The sequence below is a fragment of the Tunicatimonas sp. genome, assembly GCF_049647865.1.
Taxonomy (GTDB): domain Bacteria; phylum Bacteroidota; class Bacteroidia; order Cytophagales; family Cyclobacteriaceae; genus Tunicatimonas.
The window spans coordinates 1-5,113 of sequence record NZ_JBARYM010000585.1; the positions used below are offsets into that span (position 1 = coordinate 1).

The 5,113-nt window shown below is 45.8% G+C and carries 3 protein-coding genes and 1 pseudogene; 3 read left to right on the plus strand and 1 reads right to left on the minus strand.

Features of this window, described 5'->3' with window-relative positions; all coding sequences use genetic code 11:
* Positions 1-297 (minus strand): hypothetical protein (locus tag WBA23_RS17290; protein WP_424583538.1); only part of this gene is annotated, 297 nt, incomplete at its 3' end.
* A gap of 72 nt (positions 298-369) precedes the next feature.
* Between WBA23_RS17290 and WBA23_RS17295 the strand changes: the two genes are divergently transcribed.
* The 3 genes and pseudogenes from WBA23_RS17295 to WBA23_RS17305 form a co-directional block, all read left to right on the plus strand.
* Positions 370-3,255 carry a serine hydrolase gene (locus WBA23_RS17295; RefSeq protein ID WP_424583539.1) on the plus strand — a complete coding sequence of 962 codons (2,886 nt, stop codon included), beginning with the start codon at positions 370-372 and terminating at the stop codon, positions 3,253-3,255.
* A gap of 42 nt (positions 3,256-3,297) precedes the next feature.
* Entirely contained in the window at positions 3,298-4,440 is a 1,143-nt protein-coding gene (gene bshA / locus WBA23_RS17300; protein WP_424583540.1) for an N-acetyl-alpha-D-glucosaminyl L-malate synthase BshA, read from the plus strand.
* A 90-nt stretch (positions 4,441-4,530) separates the two neighbouring features.
* Positions 4,531-5,113, plus strand: a pseudogene (locus WBA23_RS17305) (hypothetical protein); the annotation flags it as partial.

Genomic DNA, 5,113 nt, shown 5'->3' on the forward strand with positions numbered 1-5,113 from the left:
TAGCAGAAAAATGTAAAAGATATCATTTCCGAAATAGAGGTAGCCGAAAATGAGCACAATTAGCGTAAGCATAATAATTCCCTGAAGCATATTAGAGCTTTTTTGGTAGCTGGCCCGGCGGGCAAATGCTCCGTGAACACCGGCAGTATAGTCAGAAGTTGTTGATGAGCGTTGGCGCAATTCTTGCTCTATTCGAGAGGTGCGCTCTTCAATATCCTCTTTAATTGGATCGTAGTAGCGAGGTTCAAGGCTAAATTTCCTATAATCGGGCAGCCGGGTCAGCGAAGGAAGTTTCATAATTATATACGTTAACAACTAGGCACTAAACATCGGATAATCTTGTTTGAAAGGTATCAGAAGAACGCCCTCATGCTGAAAAAAGTTTACGCGCTTTTCTTTTCGATTATCGTTTCGTTCTCGAACTTGGTTTGGGGGCAAACTACCCAATTTAAGCAAGATACCCTGCCTGAACAATCTGCTCAGCGCACTTCCCTTCATCAGTGGGTTCAGCAAGTAATTGATACATTAACGGTAGAGGAAAAAATTAGCCAATTGCTGTTTCTTCCGGTCTACTCTACTTCCGATCACCGCTACGTGCAAGATATAGAATCTCTAGCGGAAACTTATTCTTTGGGTGGCATCATTTTTTTTCAAGGGCAATTACAGCCTTTAAAGCAGCAGATCCGACAGCTACAGCAAGCTAGTGCTATTCCTCTGTTAATAGGTATTAATGCTGAACGAGGTTTGGGAACTACGATAGATTCTATTGGAAGCTTCCCTCAACTTCAAACATTAGGAGCTATTCAGGAACTATCTTATTTAGAACAAGCTGGAGCTGCCGTAGCCCGACAGTGTCGGGATGTAGGAGTGCATCTTAATTTTAATCCCTTAATTTCGGTGGGGCACGATGGGCAAGGGTACACCGCTAATAGTAGCTTTCACGATCAGCCCGTCAGAAGTATACAGCAGGGGTTGTCTTATATGAAGGGGATGAAAGATTATGGGCTTATTCCTTGCTTTCAGCGAATCAGGGCGGAGGGAACTGCTCAAAAGAGTACTAGTTCACTACGAGGAACTTTATTAGCTCACCTGGGCACTATTGATCAGGTTGAAATACCCCCGGCCAGCACCCTACGTCCCGATCAAACCACTTCCATAATTTTAGAGCAGGCTTTCCAGCTAGAGGGGTTAGTATTTTCGGAACCCTTGGCTGAACAGAGTAATTCGGCCAATATTGGGGTAACCTCTTTACAGGCGGGCAACGATGTGCTTTTAGCACCAAGCAATGTAAAACAAACTATTCAAGAAATTAAGCGAGCCGTTACCCAAGGAACGCTCACCGAAGAGGCTATTGATCGTAAGGTGGCGAAGATACTACAGTTAAAGTACCAAGTAGGTTTGGATGCGCCTACTACGCTAGATTCTACTTCAGCGGAAGTATCACCTTGGCAGCACTCGCCCCGACTGATAAAGCAACAGCTTCTGGAACAGTCGGTCACTTTGCTCCGCAACGAACGGAACGTTTTACCTTTTGAGGTACTGGACACTGCTCATTTTGCTTCGCTTACCATCTCCGATAGCACCGGTGAAACTCAATATTTTCAGGATTACCTAGATCACTACACTTATTTTACCCACTACACGGTTCCTAAAACTTCCGACCGTTTCGATTACGAACAAACTTACGAACGGCTCCGCCGATACGATCAGGTAGTAGTAGCTATCCATGAACCCCATTTAGCTACTAACCGAGTAATTCCAAAGAAGACGTTAGCATTTTTAAAGTTTCTGCACGAGGAAACTAACGTTACACTGGTATTCTTTGGTGCCCCCAGCAGAATGGCTCGGTTCTCCCAGTTTAGTACCTTATTATGTGCTTATGAGAACGATAGCGTTGCTCAAAAAGTAGTACCTCAGATGCTATTCGGCGCACTAGCCACTCGAGGAAAACTTCCGACTAAAATTGCAGAAGGATTAACCGCAGGCACGGGCATTATTACGCAACCACTGCAACGGTTACGCTATTCTTTCCCCGAAGAAGTGCTGATTCACCCCGATTCTCTGAGTAGAATAGATTCATTGGCTCACCAAGCCATTCGCGAGGAAATGACCCCTGGCTGTCAGGTGTTAGTTGCCCGGCGGGGTTCTGTCATCTACCAGAAAGCCTATGGTTACCAAACGTACGATTCGCTGGCCCCCATTACCAATCAAACCATTTACGACATTGCGTCAGTCACTAAAGTAGCGGCTACGGTGCAAGCTATAATGCTTCTGCACTCGCAGGGGTCGTTTTCACTAGATGATCGCTTTTCCTACTACCTACCTGAGCTGAAAAACACTAATAAGGCTAAAATCACGATTCGCGACGCACTGCTGCACCGGGCGGGTTTACGCTCTTTTGTTCCATTCTGGCTATTTACTACCGATGATGACGGACTTAAGCCGGATTTGTACCGATACAAGCCTGAGCAAAATTTCACCCAGCCCATTACGGTTGGTTTGTACGGCGCGTCGGCCCTCAAAGACTCAGTGTGGAACTGGACGATACAATCAGAGTTACGCCGGTATCGGGGGAGGCTACCCACTTGGAAGCCTACTTACAACTACCGCTACAGCGATCTGGGCTTTTATATGCTGCATCGTCTTATTGAAAAAGTAACCGATCAGCCCTTAGATGAATTTTTAGCGCAGAACATTTACGACCCGCTCGGATTACCGACCCTCCGCTACCGCCCGCTGTGTCAATTCTCTCAAGACGATATTGCCCCCACCGAGGAAGACACCCACTTTAGAAATACCTTAATACAAGGTACCGTACACGACGAGGGAGCGGCCCTAAACGGAGGAGTAGCCGGTCATGCTGGCCTGTTTAGTAATGCTAATGACTTAGCTATTCTGATGCAAATGAACTTACAGGAGGGCTACTACGGTGGTCAGCAGTATTTTCCCTACGGTACTGTGAAGATGTTCTCCAAACGTCCTTACAATGATAGTCGCCGAGGACTGGGCTGGGATAAACCCGAGCACTTTCGTGGTGGTGGCCCTACTGCCCCGGAGGCGTCGCTTAGCTCTTTCGGACACTTAGGTTTCACGGGCACGTCCGTGTGGGTTGATCCTAAATATGATTTGATTTATATCTTCCTTTCTAATCGAGTGCATCCTAGTGCACGTAATACTAAACTTCTTACCGAAGGGATACGTACAAAGATACAATCAGTCATTTACCAAGCGATGCCGGACTACCGAGGTCGCTAATTAGGCTGATAACAATCTTTCTTTACTAGACGTTACTTTTCCATGAAAGTCGGTATTGTGTGTTATCCTACCCACGGGGGGAGCGGTGTGGTGGCTACCGAGCTTGGCAAAGCCTTGGCTAAAAAAGGTCACCAAATTCATTTTATTACTTATTCTCAGCCCAGCCGACTGGATTTCTTCAATGAAAACCTGACGTACCACCAAGTGGATGTACGTACGTATCCGCTGTTCCAGTATCAGCCCTACGAGTCGGCATTAGTAAGTAAAATGGTTGATGTGGTTAAGTACGAGGATTTAGATGTACTGCACGCCCACTACGCTATTCCCCACGCCTCGGCCGCCTACATGGCTAAACAAATTCTAAAGGTAGAAAATATTAGTATTCCAGTAGTCACTACCTTGCACGGCACCGACATCACGTTGGTAGGTAAAGATAAATCATTTGCCCCAGTGGTAGCTTTCAGTATTAATCAGTCGGACGGAGTGACCGCAGTATCCCAAAATCTACGGAATGAAACCTACGAGCATTTTGACATTACCCAAGAAATTGAAGTGATTCACAACTTTGTAGATCTCAACCGCTTCCGCCGTCAGTCTAAAGACCACTTCAAGCGGGCCATTTGCCCCAACGGTGAGTACTTGATTACACATATGTCAAACTTCCGCCGGGTAAAGCGAGTGGAAGATACGGTCAGGGTATTTTATAAGCTTCGCCAACATATTCCGGCGAAATTACTCTTGATTGGTGACGGGCCTGAGCGAAGCAACGTAGAAGACTTGTGCCGACAATTAGGAACTTGTGATGATGTCCGCTTTTTGGGAAAGATGGATGCGGTGGAGGAAGTGCTATCCGTGAGCGATCTGTTTCTGATGCCTTCCGAAAAAGAAAGTTTTGGTTTGGCTGCCCTCGAAGCCATGGCTTGTGAAGTGCCTGTGATCTCAAGTGATGCTGGGGGATTGCCTGAACTAACTATCGACGGTAAAAGTGGCTTTGTGTGCCCAGTAGGTGAAATCGATGCAATGGTCGAAAAAGCGCTGTTTATTCTAAATCCGGATAACCTACCCCGCTTCAAGCAAGGTGCCTTGGATCGGGCCAGGGAGTTTGAAGTAGACTTGATTGTTCCTCAGTATGAAGCTCTGTACGAGCGAGTCGCGAATAATTTGCTCCAAGTGGTGCCTACTTGATTTAATGAGCAATGATGAATGAATAATGATTGATTTTTTTCTCACTGTTCGTTTCTTCTACTCCATTACAACGACTACCATCTTTGAGCTATGTTCTCTAAACCCGTCTTCACTGTATTAACTGCCTTTGTATCAGTTATCAGCTATGCACAAACAACCGTGGATGAAGGAGCCTACCTGAAGCAATCACCACCAGGGCTAAACCCGGAAGTATTTGCGCCCGGTATCATTTCTCAAGAAGATGAGTTTGAGTTCGGATCGGTTTTCTCGGAAGGTGGCACCGAATTTTACTACGGAGTAAACGTAAACGGCAAATCGGAAACGCGGTATACGCAGTTAAAAAATGGCCAGTGGGCCGAACCAACGAAACTGTTTTATCACGATCAGTATGGATACAATGATCCTTTTCTATCGCCGAATGAGCAAAAGCTCTACTTTATCTCTAGCCAGCCTTTAGACGGAACCGGACCCAAGAAAGACATTGACATTTGGTATGCTGAGAAACAGAAAAATGATTGGTCAGAACCTATCAATGCGGGAAAGATGATCAATTCGGATAGCAATGAGTACTATATTTCATTTACTGAAAGTGGCACGCTTTACTTTTCCTCCAACATTAGAGCTACTCAGCGAGGCGATTACGATATTTACACCTCACAACGAATGGATGGAA